General features: G+C 63.4%; 3 protein-coding genes. 2 read left to right on the plus strand and 1 reads right to left on the minus strand.

The annotated features are described in order from the left end of the window. The first annotated feature begins 185 nt into the window (after nucleotides 1-185). Both ABWP50_RS12495 and ABWP50_RS12500 read left to right on the plus strand, forming a co-directional pair. The gene (locus ABWP50_RS12495) at nucleotides 186-686 is read left to right on the plus strand and encodes a methylated-DNA--[protein]-cysteine S-methyltransferase (protein ID WP_353218313.1); all 501 of its coding nucleotides are present in this window, start codon (nucleotides 186-188) and stop codon (nucleotides 684-686) included. A 52-nt stretch (nucleotides 687-738) separates the two neighbouring features. After that, nucleotides 739-2,238, plus strand: coding sequence for a tetratricopeptide repeat protein (locus ABWP50_RS12500; RefSeq protein WP_353218314.1), 1,500 nt, complete (start codon nucleotides 739-741; stop codon nucleotides 2,236-2,238). Nucleotides 2,239-2,428: 190 nt separating this feature from the next. Here ABWP50_RS12500 and ABWP50_RS12505 read toward each other — a convergent pair. After that, on the minus strand, nucleotides 2,429-3,571 hold a 1,143-nt coding region (locus ABWP50_RS12505), incomplete at its 5' end, for a biotin/lipoyl-containing protein (RefSeq protein ID WP_353218315.1).

Consider the following 3,571-nt stretch of genomic DNA (forward strand, 5'->3'; position numbering starts at 1 on the left):
GCGCTGATCGTGCGCTTTTCTGCCGGCGAACAGCGCGCCGAATGCGGGGTGAACAACATGGGCGGGCTCAGCTGCCGCAGCTGAAAAACAGCAGGGCGCAATTCCGCCAGCCACGGCGGCGCACCGCCCTTATGATGATGTGGTGATTCCGGCCTTCGCCTGCGTCATCTGATTGGAACGCGCCCATGCACATAATGTCCCGCATCCCGTCCCCGATCGGCGATCTGTTGGCGATCACGGCGCCGGGTGGCACGCTGCACGCACTGGAATTTGCCGATTTCGCCGAACGCCTGCAACGCGTGTTCGCCCGCCGCGTGCCCGGCACCACGCTGGCGCCCGGCGCTGCGCCGCCCACGGTGGCCGCTGCTGTCCACGCCTATTTCACCGGTGATTTACGCGCCATCGCTGCCTTACCGATAGCCTGCATCGGCACTGCATTTCAACAACGCGTGTGGGCAGCACTGCGGCAGATCCCAGCTGGCGAAACATTCAGCTACAGCCGGTTGGCCGCGCACATCGGCCAACCATCGGCCAGCCGCGCCGTCGCCACTGCCAATTGCGCAAATGCCATGGCCATTGCTGTGCCCTGCCACCGCGTGATTTGCAGCAATGGTGCCCTGTCCGGCTATAATGGCGGCGTGGACCGCAAGGCGTGGCTGCTGCGGCACGAGGGCGCTTTGTTGTAGGCCGGCCGCCGGCGGGCTTGACCGTTCGGGTGCAATGGCCGAATTATTTGCCATGCGCGCAATCTTGTTGTTGTTTTGGCTGCTGTCGATGGCAGCGCCGGCCGCTGCGGAGTGGCGCGTTGCAGAATCCGCGCATTTTCGCGTCTACGCCAATATGAATGCCGAGGCCCTGCGGGGACGCGTGGAGTTGCTCGAAGACTATCGCAATCTTCTGGAAATGTTCACCACGGCCAAGGTCGACGAACTGGCCCCGAAGCTGGATATCTACTTGGTCGATCGCATCGAAAAGGCCGTGCCGTTCGGCACTGTTCCGCCAACCGTGGCCGGCTTTTACAATGCGGGTGACAGCGGCATCGCCGCTTATGCCGTCAAAGGTGATTTCGGCCAGAAGGTGCTGCTGCATGAATATGCGCATCACCATATGTTTGCTTCAACCGGGCAAAGCTATCCAACCTGGTATGCCGAGGGCTTTGCCGAATATTTCATGACCGCAACGTTTGCGCCCAACCGCGTTGAATTCGGGCTGCTTGATCCCGGCCGCGTCTACAGTCTCCAGCAGCCTTGGTTGGCTTGGGACAAGTTGATCGAAAGCGCAACAGGCGAACTGCGCTCACAGGAACGCTACATGTTCTATGCGCAAAGCTGGCTGCTCACCCATTATATGTTCCGTGTGCCCGAAATGCGCGAGAAATTGACTGCGCATCTCAAGGCTATTGCGGGCGGCAGCGGCTCTTTGGCTGCCTTCAAGGCACATATATTGCCGGAACCACGCCAGCTGAACAGCATTTTGAAAAACTACAGCAGCGGGCGCAGCTTTACCTACAGCCGGCTTGCCCGCACGGCACCCGCCCCCGTAGCGGTCAAGGTGCAAGACCTGCCGGAATCCGCCGATGCGATGATGATGTATTATGCCGCGTTCGATAATCGCGGCAGCGCCGTCACGGACCGCAGCAAGGCGCTGGCCGCGGTGCAAGCGGCGGCCAAGCGCTATGACGGGGATGCATTTGCGGCCCGCACGCTGGCCATGGCCGAATTATACCTGGGCGATCCTGCCCGCGCTGTCACCGTGCTGAGGCCCTTGCTGGCAAAGTCGCCGGCTGATCCCGAGCTGATGCGATTGCAGGCGTCGGCTCTGCTGGCAATCGACGCGGCGGCCAATCGCCGTGAAGCGCGGCGCTTGCTGGTGCAGGCGGTGAAGGCTGCGCCCAATGATTGGCGGGCCATGCATGTGTATGTGCATACCCACAATATCGAAACCGGCACGGTGGACGACAATCTGTTCGCGGTGGTGCAGCTGATGTGGTCGCTGGCGCCGCAGGTGCCGGGCATTGTGCTGGATATGGCCAGCGTGCTTGCCGGCCGCGGCCGGCTGGCCGAGGCTGCCAAGGTGCTGGAACCAGTGGCGTTTGATCCGCACGGCAGCCGATATGCCAGCTTCGCGCGCTTGCTCCGCGATGCGGCGCTGGCGGGCGATGCCAAGGCTTACCAGCAGTTGCTGACCGAAGGCCCGCCCAAAACACCGCCGCCTGAAACGGTAATTCCTGCGCCGTAAGGTTACCGGGCACAATCCCACCAGCGCCTACCCAGGGCCGCCGGAGGCTCCGCTCCCGTTTCTAACTGCCGGCCCATGCCGGGACGGCCGGCGGCATAGCCGCGTCGTCGAACGGGTTCAGGCGGCTTTGGGCCGCCCGCCCCGCCGGCCGGGCTTCGCGGAGTCCGTGGCCGGGGCGGCCACGGCCTGCTTAGCCAAACTCCATAATAACCGCATCCACCGCCAGCGAATCACCGGCCTTGGCCAGCAACTTGGCCACCACGCCGGATTTTTCGGCGCGCAGGATGTTTTCCATCTTCATGGCTTCCACCGTGGCCAATTGCTGGCCCGCTTCAACCTTGTCGCCTTCGGCCACGGCGATGGAGACGACCAGGCCGGGCATCGGGCAGAGCAGATATTTGCTCATGTCCGGCGGCACTTTGGCGATCATGTGGCCAGCTAGTTCGGCGGCGCGCGGGGTCAGCACGCGGCATTTGTGGGCGGCGCCGCGGGTGGTGAGCGTGATGAAGCTGCCCTTGCGGTCAGCGGTAATGGCGATGGGGCTGCCATCGATGCTGCCGGCGAACAGCGCGTCGCCGACGCGCCAGCCCGATTGCACGATCGTGTCATGACCGGCGATCAGCACTTCGTGGCTGCCGGCTTCGCCGGTGACCTCCACGGGCACCTGTTCGCCGCCCAATTCCACCACCCATTTGATACCATATTCGGCGCCGTCGCCGGACAATTGGCCATCGATCAGCTGTTCACGGGCCACGGTTTCGGTGTGGATCACGGCGGCGGCGGCGATCAGGGCGGTGCGCGTGTCGCCTGACATCGGCGCGCCGTGGAAGCCATCGGGATATTCCTCGGCAATGAAGCCGGTGGTGACATTGGCGCCGGCCTTGAAGCGATCATGCTGCATGATTGCCGACAGGAAATCGATATTGTGGTTGATGCCCTTGATCAGATAGCGATCGAGCGCATCGGCCTGCGCGGCGATGGCGTCGGCGCGGGTGGGGGCCCAGGTGATCAGCTTGGCGATCATCGGATCGTAAAACATGCTGATTTCAGCGCCTTCGACCACGCCGGTATCGATGCGCACCAGCCGGCCTTCGTCGTCACGGCCAGGGGCGGGCGGCTGGCAGCGGCTGAGGCGGCCGATTGAGGGCAAGAATCCGCGATAGGGATCTTCGGCATAGACGCGGGTTTCGATGGCGTGGCCATCCAGGCGCACATCGTCCTGGCCAAACGGCAGCGCTTCACCGGCGGCGACGCGGATCATCAATTCGACCAGATCGAGCCCGGTTATGCATTCCGTAACCGGGTGCTCAACCTGCAGGCGGGTGTTCATTTC

Origin of the sequence: Sandarakinorhabdus sp. (assembly GCF_040398645.1) — a bacterium.
In the GTDB taxonomy this organism is placed as follows: domain Bacteria; phylum Pseudomonadota; class Alphaproteobacteria; order Sphingomonadales; family Sphingomonadaceae; genus Sandarakinorhabdus.